This window comes from Paenibacillus faecalis (genome assembly GCF_900289175.1).
Taxonomy (GTDB): Bacteria; Bacillota; Bacilli; order Paenibacillales; family Paenibacillaceae; genus Paenibacillus_AQ; species Paenibacillus_AQ faecalis.
In genome coordinates this window covers 3,273,225-3,296,083 of the sequence record NZ_LT985747.1, presented here as the reverse complement: position 1 = coordinate 3,296,083, position 22,859 = coordinate 3,273,225, and the positions used below count along the sequence as shown (strand labels likewise).

At 47.4% G+C, this 22,859-nt stretch carries 19 protein-coding genes and 1 other annotated feature; all 19 genes read left to right on the top strand.

The annotated features are described in order from the left end of the window. The first annotated feature begins 149 nt into the window (after positions 1-149). The 19 genes from C8268_RS15625 to C8268_RS15535 all read left to right on the top strand — a co-directional run bounded on the left by C8268_RS15625 (position 150) and on the right by C8268_RS15535 (position 22,841). The gene (locus C8268_RS15625; RefSeq protein WP_106768525.1) at positions 150-740 is read left to right on the top strand and encodes a non-ribosomal peptide synthetase module; all 591 of its coding nucleotides are present in this window, start codon (positions 150-152) and stop codon (positions 738-740) included. A gap of 293 nt (positions 741-1,033) precedes the next feature. Continuing rightward, positions 1,034-1,432: an adenosylmethionine decarboxylase gene (speD, locus tag C8268_RS15620; RefSeq protein ID WP_106768524.1), complete on the top strand. Its 399-nt coding sequence runs from the start codon at positions 1,034-1,036 to the stop codon at positions 1,430-1,432. Between the two features lie 477 nt (positions 1,433-1,909). Further along, positions 1,910-3,316, top strand: a complete 1,407-nt coding sequence (gene hemA, locus C8268_RS15615; protein WP_106768523.1) for a glutamyl-tRNA reductase — start codon at positions 1,910-1,912, stop codon at positions 3,314-3,316. Positions 3,317-3,334: 18 nt separating this feature from the next. Next, positions 3,335-4,159, top strand: a complete 825-nt coding sequence (gene ccsA, locus C8268_RS15610) for a cytochrome c biogenesis protein CcsA (RefSeq protein ID WP_106768522.1) — start codon at positions 3,335-3,337, stop codon at positions 4,157-4,159. Positions 4,160-4,167: 8 nt separating this feature from the next. Then, on the top strand, positions 4,168-4,815 hold the full coding sequence (locus tag C8268_RS15605; RefSeq protein WP_106768521.1) for a precorrin-2 dehydrogenase/sirohydrochlorin ferrochelatase family protein: 648 nt from the start codon (positions 4,168-4,170) through the stop codon (positions 4,813-4,815). Positions 4,816-4,817: 2 nt separating this feature from the next. Further along, the gene (gene hemC / locus C8268_RS15600; RefSeq protein WP_106768520.1) at positions 4,818-5,774 is read left to right on the top strand and encodes a hydroxymethylbilane synthase; all 957 of its coding nucleotides are present in this window, start codon (positions 4,818-4,820) and stop codon (positions 5,772-5,774) included. A 4-nt stretch (positions 5,775-5,778) separates the two neighbouring features. Next, a complete protein-coding gene (gene cobA / locus C8268_RS15595; protein ID WP_106768519.1) occupies positions 5,779-7,341 on the top strand; it encodes a uroporphyrinogen-III C-methyltransferase in 1,563 nt (520 codons plus the stop codon). Positions 7,342-7,376: 35 nt separating this feature from the next. Then, on the top strand, positions 7,377-8,381 hold the full coding sequence (hemB, locus tag C8268_RS15590; protein WP_106768518.1) for a porphobilinogen synthase: 1,005 nt from the start codon (positions 7,377-7,379) through the stop codon (positions 8,379-8,381). Between the two features lie 33 nt (positions 8,382-8,414). Further along, complete coding sequence (gene hemL, locus C8268_RS15585) at positions 8,415-9,710, top strand: glutamate-1-semialdehyde 2,1-aminomutase (protein ID WP_106768517.1); 1,296 nt, start codon at positions 8,415-8,417, stop codon at positions 9,708-9,710. Further along, positions 9,707-10,621: an RluA family pseudouridine synthase gene (locus C8268_RS15580; RefSeq protein WP_106768516.1), complete on the top strand. Its 915-nt coding sequence runs from the start codon at positions 9,707-9,709 to the stop codon at positions 10,619-10,621. Before hemL ends, C8268_RS15580 begins: the two co-directional genes overlap by 4 nt. A 238-nt stretch (positions 10,622-10,859) precedes the next feature. Beyond that, the gene (locus C8268_RS15575; protein WP_106768515.1) at positions 10,860-12,296 is read left to right on the top strand and encodes a LysM peptidoglycan-binding domain-containing protein; all 1,437 of its coding nucleotides are present in this window, start codon (positions 10,860-10,862) and stop codon (positions 12,294-12,296) included. Positions 12,297-12,539: 243 nt separating this feature from the next. Beyond that, positions 12,540-12,830: a binding site (T-box leader), on the top strand. A gap of 183 nt (positions 12,831-13,013) precedes the next feature. Further along, the gene (locus C8268_RS15570; RefSeq protein WP_106768514.1) at positions 13,014-15,680 is read left to right on the top strand and encodes a valine--tRNA ligase; all 2,667 of its coding nucleotides are present in this window, start codon (positions 13,014-13,016) and stop codon (positions 15,678-15,680) included. 34 nt (positions 15,681-15,714) lie between these two features. Further along, complete coding sequence (locus C8268_RS15565; protein WP_106768513.1) at positions 15,715-17,091, top strand: bifunctional folylpolyglutamate synthase/dihydrofolate synthase; 1,377 nt, start codon at positions 15,715-15,717, stop codon at positions 17,089-17,091. Positions 17,092-17,098: 7 nt separating this feature from the next. Beyond that, the gene (gene murC / locus C8268_RS15560; RefSeq protein ID WP_106768512.1) at positions 17,099-18,478 is read left to right on the top strand and encodes a UDP-N-acetylmuramate--L-alanine ligase; all 1,380 of its coding nucleotides are present in this window, start codon (positions 17,099-17,101) and stop codon (positions 18,476-18,478) included. A gap of 213 nt (positions 18,479-18,691) precedes the next feature. Further along, positions 18,692-20,032, top strand: a complete 1,341-nt coding sequence (locus C8268_RS15555) for an SPOR domain-containing protein (protein WP_158702744.1) — start codon at positions 18,692-18,694, stop codon at positions 20,030-20,032. A 131-nt stretch (positions 20,033-20,163) separates the two neighbouring features. Next, complete coding sequence (locus C8268_RS15550; RefSeq protein ID WP_106768510.1) at positions 20,164-20,406, top strand: DUF4321 domain-containing protein; 243 nt, start codon at positions 20,164-20,166, stop codon at positions 20,404-20,406. Positions 20,407-20,436: 30 nt separating this feature from the next. Then, positions 20,437-21,039, top strand: coding sequence for a Maf family protein (locus tag C8268_RS15545; protein WP_199794969.1), 603 nt, complete (start codon positions 20,437-20,439; stop codon positions 21,037-21,039). A gap of 38 nt (positions 21,040-21,077) precedes the next feature. After that, entirely contained in the window at positions 21,078-21,767 is a 690-nt protein-coding gene (gene radC / locus C8268_RS15540; protein WP_106768508.1) for a RadC family protein, read from the top strand. 39 nt (positions 21,768-21,806) lie between these two features. Next, positions 21,807-22,841 carry a rod shape-determining protein gene (locus C8268_RS15535; protein ID WP_106768507.1) on the top strand — a complete coding sequence of 345 codons (1,035 nt, stop codon included), beginning with the start codon at positions 21,807-21,809 and terminating at the stop codon, positions 22,839-22,841. The last annotated feature ends 18 nt before the right edge of the window (positions 22,842-22,859 follow it).

Here is a 22,859-nt window from a genome sequence, read left to right as displayed (position 1 = left end):
AGAATCCCGTTGATAACGTGAAGGAAATTCCCGCTTAATCCGTTTTTTTATGAAATTTGCTGAATAATCTCCATCTGCTGACAAGAAAAAAACTTTCTGCCTGCGTTATAATAATTGTAAGGATTGTTAAAAGAATTGAGGAGATTTTTATGGCTCATAGGTTAGCCACAGAGTATGTCAATGCAATAATGCAAATGACGGATGTTCAAATGACTCAATTTCTGCAAAGCACCATAGCATCCCAGATTAATTTTAGGGTTAAGGTAATGGAAGGCGGAGGGCAGGAGATTGTGCTCGAAGATGAAAGCGGGGAAGAAGTTCATATGCCTTTTGAACTACGGGGCGATGGCTTATATGTCTGTGAGCTGTCCTGCCGCGTGATAACTCCACATCTGACCAATGCTGTACGCAGGATTTTTACTGCGTTCAAAGGTTCGGGTAAGGTAAACCGCATTTATCGTGGATTTATCATGAGCTACGACTATCTTGGTGGAGCAGTAAGGCGCATTACACAGCTGTCAGAAGACGGATGCAGTCTGGTCTACGAGTACAAGGATACAGCAGGTGAACTGCAGCGTTTGTACAACAGCAATGAAACGGAGAAAGAGATCGAGTCCATCCACCGGAACATTAATGATCTTCTGGATCAGAGGATCGCTGCTGTTGCAGTGTCGGATATCGGGAATATCGATGAACAGCTTCGGAAATATAATCAGCGATTGTTCGTACTAGAGGCCTAAGCAAATAATGATGAATGAACAAAGCCTACCGTATTTATTCGGGGGCTTTTTTATATGATCGAAGTTGTAGGTTTTTCATTCCTGTAAAATAATTATTGCCATTTTTTAAAAAATGTATTGCATTTACCCCCTTTTGATGTTATTTTTAATCTCGTTGAAAAGAATATAGGAACCAGGATTCACTCAGGACATGTAATGTTGCGAGAGATTATTCCCTCGGGAAGTGAATGACGTAGGTCCTAGCGGATGAAATTTTTCAAACATTTTATTCCTAGGAAGGGGGAAGCCGGAAGATGGAATACTCAACTTTCGGAAGACACGTTGCTGTTGATACTTGGGGAGTCGACTTTGAACTGCTGAACAATGCTGAATTTTTGCAAGCTCAGATGGTGGAAGCCGCTGAAGCCTGCGGAGCAACGGTAATGTCCGTTCAGTCCAAGCAGTTTGAGCCGCAAGGTGCGACTGTGCTTGTACTGCTGTCGGAGAGCCATCTCTCTATTCACACCTACCCTGAGAGAGGGTTTGCTGCAATTGATTGTTATACCTGCGGGGAAACGGTAGATCCACAATTGGCAATTGATTACCTGGTATCCGTTTTGAAACCTGAAAAATGTTATGCGAAGAAGATCGTGCGCGGTTTAGGCGAACTGACTGTCGAAACGCCCGATATGAAACAGACCGAACTGGTGTAAGATGTCGTCTTAAATAACGTATACCGATAACCATGGATCTTCCATGGTTATTTATTTTTACAATCTTAGATTTCTTTCGCGAAACGAAGCTGTGCCTGTTAAAGGCGGCAAAGCCGTTTACGCTTGAATGATGAAGAAATGATGAATTTCATCCTGGCATATTGTCTCAAGAAACGCTTTTGTTTATATATAGAATGATGAAAGCGTTTCTTTTTTTGCTATTGGGGAGCTTAGGATTTTTTGTCGTATATGTCCAGTTGAAACATCTCACAATAACAAAGAAGGCATGCTTGATTAAGGGGAGTGTTATGAGATGAAGAAAATGGGGATTTCATAAACATTTCATAAAAAAGTCAAGGAATCCCGGCTGCCTGTGATATAATTATCATGGTCAAGCACGTTATTATCATTCTAGTCGTTATGTATTTAACAGAATTATACTAAATTCTCAAAAACCATTAGGCAGGTGAACATGCAATGCACATCGTCGTTGTTGGGTTGAACTATCGCACGGCGCCTGTGGAAGTCAGAGAGCGCTTTACGTTTGCTGAAAAGGATTTGCCCGAGGCGCTGAAGCAGTTGAAGTCAACCAAGAGCGTACTGGAGGGCGTCATTGTGGCTACCTGCAACCGAACGGAAATTTACGTTGTTGTAGACCGCCTTCATATGTGCGGCTATTTTATCCGCAGTTTTATGGAACAGTGGTTTGATATTAAGCGTGAGGAATTTACGCAACATTTATATATATATGAGGATGAACAGGCGATCGAACACTTGTTCAGAGTAACCTGTAGTCTGGATTCCATGGTGATCGGCGAGACACAAATTTTAGGACAGGTACGCAGCGCCTTCTTGAAATCCCAAGAGGAGAAAGCAACAGGTACTTGGTTTAATATGCTGTTCAAGCAAGCAGTCACCCTGGGCAAAAGAGTGCATTCCGAAACGTCCATCGGGGAAAGCGCAGTTTCTGTCAGTTATGCAGCTGTTGAGCTCGGCAAGCGAATATTTGGAACCTTTAAGGACAAGAAGGTACTTATTCTGGGTGCTGGTAAAATGAGCGAGCTGACTGTCAAGCACTTGTATTCCAATGGTGCTGCGGAAGTGATTGTAGCTAATCGCACGCGTGCTCGTGCCGAAGAGCTGGCCCGCAAGTTCCGTGGAACCCCTTGTGATATATCGGAAGCGATGGAGCGCCTTCATGAGGCAGATATCGTGATAAGCTCTACTGGCGCGGACGATTATGTTCTGAATCCGGCCCAGGTTAAGGAGAGTATGAAGAAGCGTCCGTCCCGGCCTCTTTTTATGATTGACATTGCTGTGCCAAGGGATATCGATCCTGAGGTGGGGGAAGTATCAAACGTGTTCCTTTACGATATCGATGATCTGGAAGGCATCGTGGAGAGCAATATGGAGATGCGCCGTACGGAAGCAGCCAAAATTGAAAGCATGATCGAAGAGGAAATGGATGCATTCCATCAATGGCTGAAAACGCTGGGTGTCCGACCTGTGATCCGGGCTTTGCAGGATAAATCAAACAGTATTCATGAAGAGACGCTCGAAAGTTTGTTTAACAAACTGCCTGAGCTCGATGATCGTCAGCGTAAGGTTATCCGTCGTCTAACAAAGAGCATTGTAAATCAGATGATGCATGACCCGATCAATCGTATCAAAGAAATGAGTGGTGGAAAACACGGTGGTGAAGCACTTGATTACTTCACGCAAATTTTCGCTTTGGAAAGTTTGATTGAAGATAACGAACAAGGAGCAGACAGTAAGGCTCTGAGCAATGCTGACCCATCAGAGATGGAATCTTTGGTCAAGTCGGAGGATCAACCTGCAGATCAGAAATCGGTCCGGGTTTCTTTGGCTCCTGCCGCTCTATAAGGCAGGTGACATTATTCCATGTCATTAAACCTAATTTATGATGTCGGCATTTGTATCTATGCCCTGAGCCTTCTGTTTTATATCTCGGATTGTGTGAAACGCAATCGGGCATCGAAGCGGATAGGCACAGGGCTTCTTGCTATTGCAGCACTTTTTCAGCTCGGTGCTCTTGTTGTACGAGTTGTAGAAACGGGCACATTTCCTGTATTTACTTCATTTGACTTTTTACTGCTCAGTTCTTTTAGTGTAACCGTAACTTCCATTGCCATTATTTTTACGAAGCGTGCGGAGTTTGCAGCACTTTTTATGAACATCATTGGTTTTTGCGTCATGCTGCTTAATGACTTACTGTTTACCGCAGGATTAAATCCGCTGGAGAGCTGGCAGACGGTTTACGGATTGTTGGTGCTGCATATTGCACTGGCAAGCCTGAGCTTTACAGCGTTAACCGTAGGTGCTGTTTTTGCGGGAATGTACATGTTTTTACACCGCAAGCTGAAAATCAAGAAGTGGAATGATATTGTTCGCAGACTGCCAAGCCTTGAGATACTGGACAAATATAGTTACTTTGCTTTGCTGATGGGCACACCGGTACTGATTTTATCTTTAGTTGTAGGTGGGGTGTCCATCGTTGCCGAGGGGCGCTGGACGTTGTTGGCAGATCTAAAAGTATTATCAACTTTAGTCGCGCTTGGTGTATATATTTACTACTTCGTTCGCCGGAATTTACAGCAGCGGTCGGGGCTGGAAACCGCTGTATGGGCATTAATCGGATTTGCTTTTATGGTGATTAATTTCATTCTTAACAATTGGTCCGAGTTCCATCGCTGGTCGGGAGTGTGATGAGTAATATGATTCGTTATGTTCCAATTATGCTCAACTGTGATGAGCAAACCTGCTTGATCATAGGCGGGGGACTGGTGGCTGAGCGCAAGGTTGATACGCTGCTGGGTGCTGGTGCCCAGATACATATCATTAGTCCTGTATTGAGTGAGAAGCTTCTTCAGCGGGTTGACTCGGGGCAAATTGAATGGACTGCTAGAGAATATAGAGAGGGCGACCTGACGGGAGCTTTTTTAGTACATGCGGCTACAGATGTTCCGGAAGTGAATGAGTTGGTCGCTAGAGAGGCACGCCGGCTTGGAATACTCGTTAATGTGGCAAGCAGTGGGGAATCAGGTACCTTTATTAATCCGGCTGTTATGAAGCGAGGCAGGCTGACGGTTGCGGTGTCTACGTCGGGTGCAGGTCCGCTGGCAGCGATGGATGTCTGTAATCATTTGGAAGAGCTGCTTGGGGATGAATTCGAGCCGTATCTTGAGTTTCTGCATACGATGCGCAGCGCGGTTAAGAAAGAGATTGCCTCTCCTTCTGCAAGGCGGAAAATTTTGCGAAAAATACATGAAATCGATATACTACAGGACATACGGCGAGGAACCTATACTCCGTGGAGTCCGGAACAGATCCAGCAGTGGATCAGTTACAATCGGGAGGAATAAGTATGCGTACAATTGTAGTTGGCAGCAGACAAAGCGCGCTTGCGCTTACCCAGACAGGACAGGTTATTGAGGATTTGAGGCGATTGGCCAAAGAAAATGGAATGGATGTTGATTTTAAAGTAAAGAAAATTGTAACAAAGGGAGACCGTATTTTGGATGTCACCCTGTCCAAAGTTGGCGGCAAGGGATTGTTTGTCAAGGAAATCGAGCAGGCGATGTTGGACGGTGAAATCGATATGGCCGTCCACAGTATGAAGGATATGCCTTCGATCCTGCCCGAAGGCTTGACGACAGGGGCTGTTCCCCGTAGGAAAGACCCGCGCGATTGCCTTGTTTCCCTCGAAGCAAATAACCTGGACAGCTTGCCGCAAGGAGCCAAGGTTGGGACAAGCAGTTTGCGCCGCTCCAGCCAGTTGAAGAAATATCGTCCGGATTTGCAGCTGGAGTGGATTCGGGGGAATATCGATTCCCGTTTGCGTAAGCTGGAGAACGGAGACTATCAGGCTATTATTTTGGCGGCTGCAGGTCTTCAGCGAATGGGATGGGAGGACCGAATAACGTCCTTTTTATCGATCGAGACATGTTTGCCTGCTGTAGGTCAAGGTGCGCTTGGCATTGAGTGCAGGGAAGAGGATACAGAGCTTTTATCGCTGCTTGCCCTTTATAATGATGAGGAGACATCCCGAACAGTAGCTGCTGAGCGCAAATATCTAAGTGAGCTTAACGGTGGATGCCAAGTGCCTATAGGTGCGTACGCGGTGCTGAAAGAGGCTCAAGGGGATCATTCATCCGCCGAACACGATATCATTCAATTAACCGGCATGGTAGGTACGCCAGATGGAGAGCTTGTATTGAAGGAAAGCGCTGAAGGTACAGATCCCGAGGCTTTAGGTATAGCGGTTGCTGATAAGCTGAAAGCCAAGGGAGCAGAGCAGATTCTGGCCCAGATTAGGGGATGATCGGATGGCAGGAAAGGTTTATTTAGTTGGAGCGGGTCCTGGCGATCCGCGGCTGATTACGATTAAAGGGAAAGAATGTATTGAGAAGGCAGACGTTGTAGTTTATGACCGTCTAGCCTCCCCTAGATTGCTGAAGTGGATGAAGCAAGGGGCTGAGAAGGTATATGTCGGCAAGCTTCCTGACAGGCATACGATGAAGCAGGAAGAAATCAATCAACTGCTGGTTGACCTGGCTTTGAGGGGAAAGACGGTGGTTCGGTTGAAAGGCGGCGACCCTACGATCTTTGGAAGGGTGGGGGAAGAGGCCGAGCAATTGTACCGCAACGGCATCGCCTTTGAAATCGTACCAGGAATCACTTCTTCAATCAGTGTACCTGCATACGCTGGTATTCCGGTTACCCATCGCGGCATTGCGTCCTCATTATCGATTATTACAGGCCATGAGAGTCCGGACAAGCTGGATCATATGATTCAGTGGGATAAGGTAACAAATGCAACAGGCACATTGATTTTTATGATGGGGGTAGCCAAGATTGGTTATATTAGCCGTCAATTGATCGCACATGGAAGACCGCCGGAAACCCCGGTAGCTCTTGTTCGCTGGGGAACCCGGGCTGAACAGGATACCATTACTGGCACGCTTGCCGATATTGAGGAAGTCGTCAAGGCTGCTGATTTTAAGCCGCCTGCGGTCATTATCGTTGGCGAGGTGGTGCTGAAGCGTCAGCTTCTGAAATGGGCCGAGCAGCTGCCTTTGTTTGGCAAGCGAATTCTAGTGACCCGGGCTCGAAACCAGGCCAGTCAATTAGTTAGACAGATTGAAGAGCTCGGTGGTGAGCCGTATGAATTCCCGGTTATTGACACGGTAATGCCGACCTCAACCCAGGTATTGGCGGATATCCATCAGGCGATGAACAACCTGAGTCAGTATAACTGGGTGTTTTTTACGAGTGTGAACGGTGTTGAATTTTTCTTCCGCCATCTTAATGAACTGGGCAAGGATATTCGCGCTCTGGCAGGTGCGAGAATCGCTGCGGTTGGACCAGCAACGGCGGGCGCATTGCGAGAACGGGGAATTACAGCCGAGGTGCTGAAGGAGCGTTTTCAGGCTGAAGGAATTATAGATGCCTTTGGGTCCGAGCTGAAGGCAGGTCAGCATGTGCTGCTTCCGCGTGGAGACCTTGGTCGGAACTGGCTGCCTGAGGAACTGACGAGGATGGGCCTTCATGTGACAGACATCAAAACATACGAAACGATCCTGTGCGGTGAAGATGATGATGAGCTTCTCAAGCTGTTTGAGGAAGGCGGAATCCATGCCGTTACGTTCACCAGCTCTTCGACCGTTACGAATTTGCTCCGTGTTTTGGAACGGATGGGTAAGGACGCTCAGGCTCCGCTCAGGCTGCTTCGTGACAGTGCAATTGCCTGCATCGGTCCGCTGACGGCTGAAACGGCGAAGGCAGCAGGGCTTAACGTGTCGATCATGGCTGAAGAAGCGACAATCGATAGCCTGGTTGAAGCTTTGTGTGCATGGAATAAAGATGAGCCGCGTCGTCGTAAGGATTGATTTTATACTATTTTCTTTGACCCGGAGGGATTAACATGAATTTTCCGATTGTACGCCATCGCCGGCTGCGTCAAAGTGCTGGCATTCGCAGCATGGTCCGTGAGACGGTACTGAATATTGAAGATTTGGTACAGCCTATCTTTGTAACCTATGGGACCGGGGTGAAGACTGAGATTTCATCGATGCCCGGTGTATTTCACTTCTCACTTGATATGTTGAAAGCGGAAGTGGATGAAATAGCGGCTCTTGGAATTCCGGCTGTGCTTCTGTTTGGTATACCGGAGAGCAAGGACAGTAAGGGGACTTCTGGTTTTGCTGAGGATGGAATTGTTCAGGAAGCGACACGTCTCATTAAGAAGTGGCATCCTGAGCTGCTTGTGATTGCCGATACCTGCCTATGTGAATTTACGGATCACGGACATTGCGGCATGGTGCATACTTTTGAGCGTGACGGGCAGGTTTATGGTGACGTGTTGAATGATGAATCGTTAGAGCTTTTAGCGCGTACAGCGGTTTCTCAGGCCAAAGCCGGGGCAGATATCATCGCTCCTTCCAACATGATGGACGGTTTCGTGCAGGCCATTCGTACAGCGCTGGATGAGTCTGGATTTGAGCATATTCCGATCATGTCTTATTCCGTTAAATATGCTTCTGCTTTTTATGGACCATTCCGGGAAGCGGCCGATTCTGCTCCACAGTTTGGTAACCGGAAGACATATCAGATGGACCCTGCCAATATGCGTGAAGCCATACGTGAAGCAGAGAGCGATGTGCTTGAAGGAGCTGATATGCTCATGGTCAAGCCAGCTTTGGCATATATGGATATCGTCAGAATGCTGCGGGACCAGTTCGATTTGCCGATTGTAGCCTATAACGTCAGCGGGGAATACTCGATGGTGAAAGCAGCTGCCCAGCAAGGCTGGATTGATGAACAAGCGATTGTGATGGAAATGCTCACAGGTATGAAGCGCGCAGGCGCCGACATCATCATTACTTATTTCTCGAAAGACGCAGCCAGCTGGATTCGCAGCCGTTCATAAGGATTGTCATTAGGACAGATAGGAGTGTTAAGAATGAGTCAAAATACACGGAAAGAAGAAGCATCACGCACAGCTTTTGAAGAGGCTAAGCAGTATATTCCCGGCGGCGTTAATAGTCCGGTACGGGCATATAAATCGGTGGGCTTAACTCCGATCTATATGGAGCGCGGGGAAGGAAGCCGCGTGTTTGATATTGATGGCAACAGCTTTATTGATTATGTCGGCTCATGGGGACCGCTTATTATGGGACATGCCCATCCCGAAGTTGTTGAAGCGCTCCAGAAGACAGCGGCCAAAGGAACCAGTTTTGGAGCACCGACGCTGCTCGAAACCGAAATGGCCAAACTTGTCTGTGAACGTGTACCTTCTGTCGAAATTGTACGGATGGTCAATTCCGGTACCGAAGCGACGATGAGCGCGATTCGGCTGGCTCGCGGTTATACGGGCCGCAGCAAAATTATTAAATTCGAAGGCTCTTATCATGGACATGCCGACAGCCTGCTTATTAAAGCCGGTTCAGGCATTGCAACGCTCGGTTTGCCGGACAGCCCCGGTGTACCGGAATCGGTAGCAACCAATACGATTGCCGTTCCATATAACGATTTGGAGTCAGTAAAGCTGGCGTTTGAGCGCTTTGGTAACGAAATCGCCGCCTTAATTGTAGAGCCTGTTGCCGGAAATATGGGCGTTGTTCCTCCAGTTGAAGGATTTCTGGAAGGACTGCGCAAGATTACAGAAGATTACGGCAGCCTGCTTATTTTTGATGAAGTGATGACTGGCTTCCGTGTAGACCTTCACTGTGCTCAGGGAAGGTTTCATGTGATGCCGGATTTAACCTGTCTTGGAAAAGTCATCGGCGGAGGTTTGCCTGTAGGAGCTTATGGCGGAAAACGTGAAATTATGGAGCAAATCGCACCGACAGGTCCAATTTACCAAGCGGGTACTTTAAGCGGTAATCCGCTGGCTATGGCAGCTGGCTACACTACGCTTAAGCTGCTGACACCTGCTGTATATGAGCAGCTTGAAGAGCGGGGGGCGCAGCTTCAGGCTGGCTTTGAACGCAATGCCCGTGAATTCGGTATTCCGATGACAATTAACCGAATTGGATCGATGGTATGTCCGTTCTTCACAGATCAGAAGGTCGTTAATTTTGAGACGGCCAAGAGCAGTGACCTGGATCTGTTCCGTCGTTATTTTGCAGCGATGGTTCAGGAGGGGGTTAGTGTTCCTCCATCCCAGTTTGAAGGCATGTTTATATCGGCCGCGCATACAAAGGAAGACATTGATGCGACGATCGAAGCTAACTACAATGCCTTTAAAAGCCTGTGAGTTACGAGGGAAGCTGGGTCCGGCGTGGTGAATGGCTGGAGCTGACGCCGGGCAAAGCCTTGACGGGACATCCAGATCGTGAGGAAGCAACGGCAAAGTGGCTTCTGGACACACTTGAAATGCCGGAGAAGCTGCTGCGGAAGCTCCGGCATCATGAAGGGATTCAGTGGAGAGGAGACAGGCTGCGGCTACATCTTTTTCCACTAAGAGAAGCAGGGATTGAACCGGTATGGAGCGAGCTGGATATTTTGTACGAGGATGATTTCTGTCTTGTTGTGAACAAGCCGCCCGGGATGGCTGTACACCCGGATGATCGCGACCATGAGGTAACGCTCAACCATGTTGTTGCTGCTTATTATGAAGCAGCGGGAGAGGCGATCGCAGTTCGTCATATCCACCGGCTTGACAAAGATACAACGGGCCCCGTTCTATATGCAAAAAACGAATACGCCCAACTCAAACTTGATGAAGCGATGAGACAAAAAGAAGTCGGCCGTATTTATGCAGCTATTGTTCAGGGGCGAGTGTCGCCGGATTTGAAGGTGATCGATCTTCCTATTGGCCGAGATCGGCATCATGCCAAGCGTCGTCGGGTATCGTTAACCGGCCAGACAGCGGTGACCCGGATCATTAAATCCGAGGTGTATCGGCAGGCTAGTGTTCTATATTTGAGCTTGGAGACGGGAAGAACGCATCAGATTCGCGTTCACTTAAGTCATATGGGACATGCAATTCTTGGAGACTCACTCTATGGCGGATATTCTGTCAGCTTTGACCGTCAGGCGCTTCATGGTGCTAAGCTCATTTTTCCTCATCCTTTTACGGGAGAACGGATTGAAGTTACGGCTCCGTGGCCTGAAGATCTGCTTGAGCTGAAGGAAGAGGTGACGAGCAAGCCTTTTCCGAGGTAGTTCGAACCTGCTAATTTATATTATATTTTGAATGAACGCCTGCTGATCCTTGTTTTAAAGGATGAAGCAGGCGTTTTTCATACGGGAATATAGGGGGATGAACAGCGTTTTTCGCAAGTGTCTGTAAAAAAGTCATGCTCTTTTGAATTTGGGCATATAGATAAGTTGAGTGACAATTTATGGGCTCATGCCGCGGGACCAGCCTGCGGATAGTATATGCCGAAAGGAGGACATTTCCGTGTTCGACCAGTCCTACGGATTGCGATTTGATATTTACGAACGAATTATTTTATCCGAAAATCTGCCCGGAATTGAAGAACTGGAAGAGGTTGAATTAATTCCGCATATTCAAGTCATCAGTCAGGAGGAGCAGGCGACACTTCGCGGGCATCTTCTACTAGCGGGGTTGTATAAAGGAGATACTGATTCGGGAGAGTCCGCGCCGCTGGAGCACTGGATTCCGGTGGAAATCACGGTTCCGATGAATCGGGTGTCTTCGCTGGACGATATAGCAGTGGAGATTGAAAATTTCGATGTGGATCTTTTGTCCACTCGAAGTCTGAATATTACGGGGGTACTATCGTTAAAAGGTATTCAGGCTGCTGGTCAAGAAGCTGCTGATCGCCCATGGAATGACGAAGGATTTACAGTGGTACATGCTCCCGAGCCAACTTCCGAAGATGCTGCAGATCGTGAAAAGGCTGCTCACCAAGAGGACAATGTAGTAGCGGAAAATCCATCGCCCTTTCACTTTCCACAACCGCAGGAAGGTTTTGTTCAAGGTCAACAGGTGACAGGTTTTGAATCGGATACAAGGGCTAGTCATCAATATGAGGGGATTCAAGGAGATTCATATCAGCAGAAAAATGAGTTTGGATATCAGACACAGCCCTCTCATTTTTACACAGAAGACAGAGCTACGGAACATAACATACATAGGGAAGAACCGCCTCAGGAATTCGTTCCGGCCCAATCCGATGAACCGGAGTTTTCGGATTCAAATCATCCGATGACACAAAGCAAAACGGAACAGGAACCGGTTTCGAATCCGAATGTATGGAACTTTGAACGAAACAACGAACTTGTGAGTCATCACCAGAGCTCCTCGGATGATTTTCCAGAAGTGAATGAAAGAGAAGAGAATCAGCAGGAATCGGTGACGGAAGCTTCTTCTCATCAAGAGCTGAATGAGCCGTCCGACGAGAAGATTGACGCAGCAGCCCCTGATCAAGATGGTGCATTCCTTGCCGATGATGCTTCTAAAGCTTTGGCTCAAGAGGTTCAAGAGGTTCCCCCGGAAAAACCGGAGTTGAAAGTTGCATTTACGAGCAAGGATAGCACGCTTAATAGCTCACCAAGTGTCGGCTTTTCTTCCCTGCTGCCCTCAGGCCGTACTGCACAGGAGCAGGAAATAACAGCTATCGAGGAAGAAGAGGTGTTGGAGGATCATCAGGAGGAAGCTCTTGCATCGGAAGAAGTTCAATGGAAATCCCTTTTTCTTGGAGGTCGGCAGGAAGATACCCCTTTCCGTAAAGTTCGATTATGTATCGTACAGCGTGAGGAAACGTTAGAGGATATTGCTGAAAGATACCAGCTAAGTCCTAGAGAATTGTTACTTTATAACAGATTGTCCGAACAGAACGTAGAGGAAGGTCAGGTGCTCTATATCCCGTAAATGTGAAACAGCCCTTATTTAAGAATAGCTTTGAAAAAATAAAGTGTCGGCAGGCTGCTCGGGGGATTTATCCTGGGGTAGCCTGTTTTATGTTGTCCCAAGTTTTAAACAATCAAAACTGCCTGTGGGTATATATGGCTTGAAATATTGACTATGAACAATAAGCAAGTTATAGTTGACTATAGCCAATTCAGTTTTATTGGAATACAATCTGGTAATACTGTATAAAGCATTTGCAAATTACAAACAACTGTGAACGGGAATAGTAGGAAGAGAAATGGCCTTCAGAGAGCGGAATTGCAGCGCTGAGAGATTCCGTAGGAACCATCTTTTGCCGAAGTCGCCCCGGAGTTGCCTGCTTGAACTTTAGTACAGGGACCGCCATGTGTTAAAGTTAGAGCATGCCGGCTGCAGCCGTTACCTGTGTAAAGTGTCGCAAGCGCTAGGATGTGCCGATTGTTGGTGGCCATCATGAACCAGCGTTTGTGAAACAAAGGTGGTACCGCGAGAGAACAATGGTCTTTCGTCCTTTGAGGACGAAAGGCTTTTTTATTTGCTTATCTTTAACGAATGAGTAATTTGATATTTTCTCGAAAGCGCATCTTATGTGGATGCAGGTGCTATAATGCTTTCTTCTTATGAAAAGTTTCTGTAAGCTATAACGGCTAAAACCATGTTGTAAGGCAATGCTGATTAAGTAACGGAGGGACGAGAACGATGGAGCACAAGGAAACTCAAACCTCGGCACAAATGCCGACCACGTATGATCCTAAAACAGCAGAACAAAAATGGTACACCTACTGGAAAGAAGGCGGGTTTTTCAACGCCGGGCAGCGCCCGGATGCCGAGCCATATACAATTGTCATTCCACCGCCAAACGTAACCGGTATGCTTCACATCGGCCATGCTCTGGATTTCACACTTCAAGATATTTTGATCCGTGTTAAAAGAATGCAGGGATACGATGCTCTGTGGCTTCCGGGCTCTGATCATGCGGGTATCGCTACACAAACCAAGGTAGAGGAAAAGTTGCGTGAGCAGGGGATTACCCGCTACGATCTTGGACGAGAGAAATTTCTTGAGAAAGTATGGGAATGGAAAGAGCAATACGCCAATACGATCCGTGATCAATGGGCCAAGATGGGCCTTTCTCTCGACTATTCCAGAGAACGTTTTACGCTGGATGAGGGCCTTTCCAAGGCAGTTCGAGAAGTTTTTGTCAAGTTTTATGAAAAAGGTTTGATTTATCGCGGAAAATATATTATTAACTGGGACCCTGCGGCGCGTACAGCTTTGTCCGACATTGAAGTAGAGTACAAAGAGGTACAAGGGCATCTGTATCATTTGGCTTATCCGTTGAAAGATGGGAGCGGCAGCATTACGGTGGCGACAACCCGTCCGGAAACGATGCTGGGGGATACAGCCGTTGCTGTTCATCCGGAAGATGAGCGTTACAAACACATGATTGGCAAAATGCTTGTTCTTCCGGTTGTTGGACGTGAAATACCGATTATTGCCGATGAATATGTAGAAAAAGATTTCGGCAGCGGCGCTGTAAAGATTACGCCAGCTCATGATCCGAATGACTTTGAGATGGGGCTGCGCCATGATCTGCCGCAAATTACGGTGATGGATGAAACCGGAACGATGAACAGCCATGCGGGCAAGTATGAGGGATTGGATCGCAGTGAATGCCGGAAACAAATCGTGAACGACTTGAAAGAGTCCGGTGTCCTGATCCGAATTGAAGATCACGTTCACCAGGTAGGCCACAGTGAGCGCAGCGGTGCTGTCGTAGAGCCTTATCTGTCCACACAGTGGTTCGTAAAGATGAAGCCATTGGCTGAAAGAGCCATCGAAGCACAAAAATCAGGCAAAGGTGTAAACTTCGTACCTGAACGTTTTGAAAGAACATATCTTCATTGGATCGAAAATGTACGTGATTGGTGTATTTCCCGTCAGCTTTGGTGGGGCCACCGGATTCCTGCCTGGTATTGCGGTCAGTGCGGAGAGATGCATGTGGCGCATGAAGACGTAGCAACTTGTTCCAAATGCGGAAGCACGAATCTTAAGCAGGATGAGGATGTTCTTGATACGTGGTTCAGTTCCGCGCTCTGGCCGTTTTCGACCTTGGGTTGGCCGGAAGATACCGAGGATTTAAAACGCTATTACCCGACTAACGTTCTTGTGACAGGCTACGACATCATTTATTTCTGGGTAGCTAGGATGATATTTACAGCTCTTGAATTTACGGATGAAAAGCCGTTTAAAGACGTCTTGTTGCACGGTTTGGTTCGTGATGCCGAAGGCAAGAAGATGTCCAAGTCGCTTGGCAACGGTGTTGATCCGCTGGACGTTATCGAGAAATACGGTACGGATGCCATGCGCTTTATGATATCGACGGGCAGCACCCCGGGGCAGGACCTTCGTTTCCGCTGGGAGAGAGTGGAGCAGGCCCGGAATTTTGCTAACAAAATTTGGAACGCCTCCCGGTTTGCTTTGATGAATCTGGAAGGCTTTAAACATAGTGATATCGACATCAGCGGCGATCTCGGCACAGCTGACCGATGGATTCTTCACCGTCTGAACGAAACTTCACGGGATATTTCGCGTCTAATAGATGCCTATGAATTTGGCGAAACCGGTCGATTGCTATACAATTTTATCTGGGATGATTTGTGTGATTGGTATATTGAGTTTGCGAAGCTTTCACTTTACGGTGAAGATCAGGAAGCGAAGAAAAAGACCCAGTCCGTCCTAGCTTATGTTCTGGACCGTACTATGCGCTTGATCCACCCGTTTATGCCGTTTATTTCAGAAGAGATTTGGCAGCACCTGCCGCATGAAGGGGATACGGTTATGCTGGCTTCATGGCCGACTTATGACGCTTCCCTGGAGAATCAAGAAGCAGTGACCGAAATGAATTTGCTGATGGATGTTATACGTGCTGTTCGGAATGTTCGAGCTGAAGTCAATGTACCGATGAGCAAAAAGATAGAAATGATCATCAAGGCTGCAGATGAGAATGTACTTGGCATTGTTGAACGTAATGTTGATTACATCCGTCGTTTTTGCAACACTTCTGAGTTCCAATCCGGCCTTGGTCTTGAGACGCCTGATAAGGCGATGACCTCTATCGTGACAGGTGCAGAGATTTATTTACCTCTGTCCGGTTTGATTGATATCGCACAGGAAATTTCCCGCCTTGAGAAAGAGCTGAAGCATTTGAACAGTGAGGTCGAGCGCGTGGAGAAGAAGCTGAGCAATCAGGGCTTTGTTTCCAAGGCTCCAGCTAAGGTGATTGAGGAAGAGCGAGCCAAGCAAGCAGATTACACGGAGAAGAGAAATAAAGTTATCGCCCGGATTGAAGAGTTGAAGGGCTAAGCATATTTTAATTATAAACCTGAAGGTGAGAAGCATGGGTAACTTAACCGGGGCTGTTCAAACAGCCCCTCTTAGAAGCTATGAGGATGCTGTAGAGTGGATTAACGGTCTGATACCATTTGGTATCCGGCCGGGTTTGGTACGCATACAAGCGCTGCTTGAGCGGCTGGGCAATCCTGAGCGGCGCTTAAAGTTTGTTCATGTTGCAGGCACGAATGGCAAAGGGTCCACCTGTGCATTTTTGACAGAGGTTCTTCACCGGAGCGGATATGATGTGGGCACCTTTACATCTCCTTACATTACGAAATTTACTAATCGATTTCAGTATAACGGGGAAGATATTTCTGAGGATACACTTCTCAAGCTTGCCAATCGATTGCATCCGCTCGTTCAGGAAATCGCGGCAACAGAGCTTGGTTCTCCGACGATGTTCGAAGTTTCTGCCGCACTCGCCATTTTGTATTATGCCTCAGAGTGTGTTCCAGATGTCGTTGTTTGGGAAACCGGTCTTGGCGGTAGATTGGATGTAACGAACGTGATCCATCCGGTCATCTCCATCATCACCAACATCGGTATGGATCACACAGATATTTTAGGAGACACGATTGCTGAAATTGCCTCGGAGAAGGCAGGGATCATTAAACCGGGGGTTCCTGTTGTCAGCGCGGTCACTCAGCCGGAAGCGATTCAGGTGTTGAAAGATGCGGCTGAACGAAATCGTTCGACGCTGTATTTGGCAGGGGATCACTTTTCTTATGAGCGGACAGGTGGCCATGCAGAGAGCCAGACCTTTCATTTTTCGGGACCTTTCCGTCAGATGGATATAGAGATATCTTTACTGGGAGAGCATCAATGTGCCAATGCAGCTTGTGCGATGATGAGCCTTGAGGTGCTTCATTATTACATGGCTTTTGTGATTGAAGATGAGCATATTAAGCAGGGATTTCTTGCTACCAAGTGGGCTGGAAGGTTGGAGCAGATCAGCTCATCTCCTAGGATTGTTCTTGACGGGGCCCATAACCCGGAAGGAGCGGAATCTTTGGCGAAAAGCCTTCCGAATATTTTTCAATACAACAAACTGAACTTAATGATGGGAATGCTGGCAAATAAGCATCATGAAGCGTATTTGAAGCATATACTGCCTATAGTGGATACGCTTATCCTGACCGAACCGGATTTCCGGAGAAAAATGGACGTCAAGGCGTTAGGGGACATCGTAGAGCAGTTAAGGGAGAAACACGCCAAACAAACGCTGCAAATCATCATAGAACCAGATTGGAAAAACGCACTTGAATTATTGAAGTCACGGACGGAAGCGGAGGATCTTGGGGTGGTGTCGGGCACGTTATATCTGATTGCCGACGTGCGTTCCAACCTCCTGGGCCTTTCCGATTCTGAAAAAGGTTGGTGATTAATTTTTGAATACATCAGAACATGTTCATTTTATCGGAATTGGCGGCTACGGTATGAGCGCCATTGCAAGAGTTATGCTGGAGATGGGATATAAAGTCACGGGTTCTGACGTGGCCTCACAGGAATTGACAGAAAAGTTGGCAGCTAAAGGCGCTAAAATCTATATTGGCCACACGGCAGAGCAGGTACAAGGAGCCGATATGGTTGTATATTCAACAGCTTTGCCTAGAGATAATGTGGAGCGGGTCGCTGCAGAACAGCAAAACATCCCGGTTCTTCATCGTGCCCAAATGCTTGCAAGGCTGCTGAATGAAGGCAAAGGTGTTGCTGTAGCAGGTGCTCATGGCAAAACCACAACTTCTTCCATGATCGCACTTGTGATGGAAGAGTGCGGAGTTGATCCGACCTTCATTATCGGTGGAGAGATCATGAACGTCGGCACGAATGCCAAAGCTGGCAAAGGAGAATATGTGGTAGCCGAAGCGGATGAAAGCGATGGTTCATTCTTGCAATACCACCCATGGCTTGGTGTTGTATTAAACATAGAGGCTGATCATCTGGAAAACTACGATGGTGATTTTAATCGTTTAAAAGCAGCTTATGTACAATTTTTGAGCCAGATCAGAGAGGATGGCACGGCGATCGTATGTGCAGATGATTCGAACATACAGGCTATACTGCCGGAGCTGCATCGTATTGATGTCACCACCTACGGTATACATGCCGAAGCCGATTATACGGCCAGCGACCTGGTACTTGGGGATCGCCATGTTTCCTTTACGATGTCACATCAGGGGCAGCTGCTGGGAACTGTGCAGCTCTCGGTACCGGGAAAACATAACGTCTATAACGCAATGGCTACAGTGATCACTTGTTTAAAGGCGGGCGTTCCGTTTGAAAATATTGTAAAAGGTATTTTCAAATTTACCGGAGCCAAGCGCCGTTTTCAGGTGCTGGGCGAAGCGAACGATATACTCATCATCGATGATTATGCCCATCATCCTACCGAAATCGAGGCTACGATCAGTGCAGCAAAAGCGACTGGAAAGAGAATCATTGCGGTATTTCAACCGCAGCGTTACTCCAGAACCTTTTTCCTGCTTGATGCGTTTAGCCGCGCTTTTGGGGATGCAGATGAAGTGATCATTACAGACATTTATTCACCGGCTGGCGAGAAGCAGATCGAGGGGATCAGCTCTGCCAGACTGGTGGAGCTCATTGTAGAGAACAGTAACGCTGGAGCAAGATATATCCCGTCCAAAGAGGAGGTTCTTCAAGACCTCGGCGGACGAGTAAAGCCCGGTGATCTTGTCTTGACGATGGGAGCCGGAGATATTTGGAAGGTTGGAGCATCTTTGGCAAAGTCCCTGAAAGAAAGCAAGTAAGGGGTGCTCTTTGCCCTTTCAAATGAGTTTACAGATCGTTTGATTCGAGAAGGTCGAGTTTGGGATTGCATTTGCTCCCGTATTCGACCTTTTCTTCATTATTGCTGCCTTGAAACGTTCCCGTTATTTATTTTCAAAATTGATGCGTACATAACTTGTCTGAGTCTATCATATAGGTATTTATAGATGAGGAGACAAGTGAGGTGTAGTGGAATGAGTAAAGCGCGGATGACGATTAGGTTTGATCATGAAGCTCCCAAAAGACAAGAGAACAGCGGTCATAAAGATGAGGTGCATGTCGCGCCACGGCCTGAGCCTCTTCGTAAGGCGGAAAGATACGGTTTGGAGCCCGATTTTGTTCGGGAAAAAATACAGTCACCTATCCATCAGAAGGCAGGAAAAGAGGATTTGCGAGTGATCCCGCCGCCTGCAGAATTGCTGAATCATAAACATGAATACTCCCGGGTTAACGGCCGATTGGCGGAGGAGAGGCGAAGAAAGGAGCAGCAGAAACATCACCGTCATGAGGAGGACAACAGTCAGGAAAGGCCGGAGTATATTGAGGATGGGCGTGTAGAGCCTGTTGAAATCGGTGATTGGAGTTCAGAACATGAATTCAGTCATCCTTTGTATGATAATGCGGATAGAGAGCATACATATTTGCAGGTCGAACAAATCCCGTCCAAGTCTGGAAATAAATATGGATATTACCGCCCCAACAAACCCAATTCCATGTGGAAGCTCGTCGCTTCTATAGCAGGCGCGATCATTACAGGACTGTTGTTTGGTTCATTTATATTATCCATGTTTAACGGCGGGGATTCAGAGAAGGGCACAGAAAACGTGGCAGGTACGACGCAATTTCCATTAGAGAGTACTGCTGTTCAGGAAGGGAACAATGATCCGAATGCTGCTGGAGCTGTACCTGTTTCGGTTTCGATTCCCCAGCAAACCTTTTACATGCTGCAGTACGGGGTTTTCAGCACACCCGAAGGAGCGGAGCAGGCTATGAGCGAGCTGATGCAGTCAGGCATCGCTGCTTTTGCGGACTCTTCCGGAGAAAACCGCGTATATGCCGGTGTGTCGCCGGATCGGGAACAGGCGAAGCTGCTCAGCAATCAATTGAAAGGTGAAGGGGTAGAGCTTTACGTGCGGGAGGTTACGATGCCTGGTGCTCAATCGGCCGTATTTGGCGGGGACGCTGCCGCCCTCGATATTTTCTTTGAAGTCAGCGGTAAACTGACAGAAAATCTCAGTTCGATATCTGCAACTCTGCTTGGTCAGGGGGCCCCTGAGCCAGTGGATGCCGAGCGTATGAAAACGATAACCGATCTTCATCTTCAGTGGACAGAAGCAGTTAAATTTGTAAACAGCGGAATGAGTCCGGAGACAGGGGCAAATTTGAAAACGATGGAGCAGGAAATGAACGGGTCCATTACAGCGTTGACAGAATACAACAAAAATCGAGCCAAAGGGCATTTGTGGGAAATTCAAGCAGGAATGATGAACTACATTGCGAACCAGAGGAAGCTTGTGGAAAGCCTTCAGTCCTAAAAGCGCAAATAGATAGAGAAATCCGGCAGGAGAACTGGAAATAGTTGCCCCAGCCGGATTTCTGTTTGTATTGCTTACGGATTCACCGTATAATAATTAGGGTGTCAAAAAATGGCGAGGGAAGAGGACCAATGAAGAAAAATGCAGGAATGCTTATTTTGTTTATACTGCTCGGGTGGCTAACCGGAACATGGATTGCAAAATTACTGCTGCCTGTCAAGTCTCTTTCTTTTCTGACTTCTTCGACGATGTTGGAGTGGTCGCCCGCAGCTAATTTGGACATCATAAATTATGACATTAACATTGAATTCAAATTTTGCCTGCTGAGCCTGATCGGGATAATTACGGCGGTCTGGCTGTATCGCAGGCTCTGACAACAAAGGAGATATTCCATCGTGAAAGAGATGGCATCAAGGCATATTATACTGGCATCAACCTCTCCACGGCGTCAAGAATTAATAGCATCACTTCGAGTACCATTTGAAATCATGCCAAGTGATGCTAGCGAGGAGATATCCTCTGGCTTGGAGCCTGAACAAATTGTTGAGATCCTTTCATTGCGAAAGGCCAATACGGTGTATCGTAAGCTGTCTGAGGCGAACAAACATGGAATCGTTGTAGGAAGTGACACGATTGTCGTATTAGAGGGGGATGTACTCGGAAAGCCGGTGGATGACCAAGATGCAGTACGTATGCTTTCCTTGCTCCAGGGCCGCACTCACAAGGTTTATTCAGGCGTCGCTTGTGTGGATGTTGTAACCGGACAGAGTATCGTTCGCCACCGTGTAACGTCAGTGAGCATGAAGCCGTTAAATCATGAACAGATCATGTCCTATGTGCGGAGCGGTGAACCTTCGGACAAGGCCGGCGCTTATGCCATTCAAGGCCTCGGTGCTTGTATTGTGGACAGCATTGAGGGTGATTACTTTAATGTCGTGGGGCTGCCGATATCCCTGCTTAGTGATATGCTTTCACAGATGGGTATGGATGTATTGTCTTCATTTTAGGTTTTAGATCGTTTTTATGAAGTACAGGAGGGGAGAATATGGAGTCGCCTGCATTTTTGCTACGCGACATCCCCCATGAAGAACGACCAAGAGAGCGCATGATGTCATATGGGGCGAGCGCTTTAAGTCATGCCGAGCTGTTGGCGATATTATTAAGGACGGGAACCCGGCATGAATCCGCTATTCATGTAGCTCAGCGGATTTTGAATCAGGTGGGAAGTATCCGTCAGCTCGTTGATCTTAGTATTGAAGAATTAACGCAGATTAAAGGAATCGGGACCGCCAAAGCAGTCCAGCTGAAAGCCGGAATTGAACTTGGACTACGTTTGGCCAGGTCGAGACATATGGAGCCGGTGATCATACGCAATCCGCGTGATGCCGCGGATCTGCTCAGTGAACAGCTGCGTTATCTCCAGAAGGAGCACTTTGTTTGTCTGTTTTTAAACACGAAAAATCACGTCATTGCCCAAGAAACGCTTTCCATGGGCAGCCTTAATGCCTCCATTGTTCATCCCCGCGAGGTGTTTAGAGCCGCTATCAAATGCAGCAGTGCATCGTTGATCTGTGCTCATAATCACCCAAGCGGCGATCCGACACCAAGCCCGGAGGATATAGCTCTAACCTCCCGTTTGGTGGATGCCGGGAGTATCATTGGAATTGATGTGTTGGATCACTTGATTATTGGAGAAGGGGCGTTTGTAAGTTTGAAGGAACGTGGCCTGATGTAATATAATAGTTCAGATTGAGAAGGAAAGGGAGATTGCAGCATGTTTGGTGGTTTTACGAAAGATTTAGGGATTGATTTGGGGACAGCTAACACACTCGTTTATGTCCGTGGAAAAGGAATTGCCGTTAGGGAACCTTCTGTGGTTGCTCTGCGTACCGATACAAAAACAATTGAGGCGGTCGGTGAATCCGCGAAGAAGATGATTGGGCGTACACCGGGCAATATTCGTGCAATTCGTCCGATGAAAGATGGCGTTATTGCTGATTTTGATACAACTGCAACGATGATTAAATATTTTATTCGTCAGGCGCAAAAGCAGCGTTCTGTATTTCCTCGTCATCCGAATGTTATGGTATGTGTACCATCAGGCATTACTGCGGTAGAGCAGCGTGCTGTGGAAGACGCTACGAAGCAGGCGGGTGCTCGTGAAGCATATACGATCGAGGAGCCTTTTGCAGCAGCGATCGGTGCGGATCTCCCTGTTTGGGAGCCAACAGGCAGCATGGTCGTAGACATTGGTGGAGGTACTACAGAAGTTGCCGTAATATCGCTTGGCGGAATCGTGACAAGCCGTTCAGTGCGAGTAGCCGGGGATGAAATGGATGATTCCATCATATCTTATATCAAGCGCCAGTATAATCTGATGATCGGGGAACGTACTTCTGAGCAGCTCAAGATGGAAGTGGGCTCTGCAATGCCGCTAGAGACGGTAGAAACGATGGAAATAAGGGGCCGTGACCTCGTTACAGGTTTGCCTAAGACGATTACGATTACATCTGACGAAATCAGTGAAGCTTTAGCCGATACGATCAATGCGATTGTGGACGCTGTAAAAGTAACGCTTGAGAAATGTCCGCCGGAGCTGGCTGCTGACATTATGGACCGTGGCATTGTATTGACCGGTGGTGGAGCTTTGCTGCGAAATCTGGATAAGTTGCTAGCTGAAGAAACTGGAATGCCTGTTATCGTAGCTGAAAATCCGCTAGATTGCGTAGCGATAGGCACAGGGAAAGCGCTCGATAATATTCATCTGTTTAAATCCCGCGGCGGCTCTGCTGTTCGTTCCAAACGGTAGTCAGGACAATTGTGTCAA